The sequence below is a fragment of the Bacillus sp. LR--39 genome (genome assembly GCF_053613335.1).
The window spans coordinates 1-540 of the sequence record NZ_JBSIOT010001478.1 but is presented as its reverse complement, the minus strand read 5'-3'; the positions used below and the strand labels follow the sequence as shown (position 1 = coordinate 540).

At 48.0% G+C, this 540-nt stretch carries 1 pseudogene; it reads left to right on the top strand.

What is annotated here, in order from left to right:
* Positions 1–540 (top strand): annotated as a pseudogene (gene aspP / locus ACWHAR_RS31260) (aspartate/proton symporter AspP); the annotation flags it as partial.

The following is a 540-nucleotide window of genomic DNA, read 5'->3' as shown; positions in this document are numbered from 1 at the left end:
TTTTCAGCCGGAGAATTTATCCGTTCAAGGATTTGCACCGTTTGGATTTACAGGTATTCAGGCTGCCATCTCGACAGGCGGCGTCATGTTTGCGTATCTCGGCCTGCACCCGATTGTATCTGTAGCAGGTGAAGTCCCAAAATCCAAAACGCAATATCCCGATCGCTTTAATCATTTGCATCATCGTTTCAACCATCATTTATACTGTTTTGCAGGTCACCTTTATTGGTGCAATCCCGACAGAAACACTGAAACATGGCTGGCCGGCAATTGACCGGGAGTTCTCATTGCCGTTTAAGGATATTGCGGTCATGCTCGGGTTAGGCTGGCTTGCAACGCTTGTCATTTTAGACGCCATTCTGTCTCCCGGAGGAAACGGGAATATCTTTATGAATACGACATCCCGCCTTGTTTACGCCTGGGCGCGTAACGGCACATTATTTGGCATATTCTCAAAGGTCAATAAAGATACGGGGACACCCCGCGCTTCGCTTTGGCTTTCGTTTGCCCTGTCCATTTTCTGGACACTTCCCTTTCCTT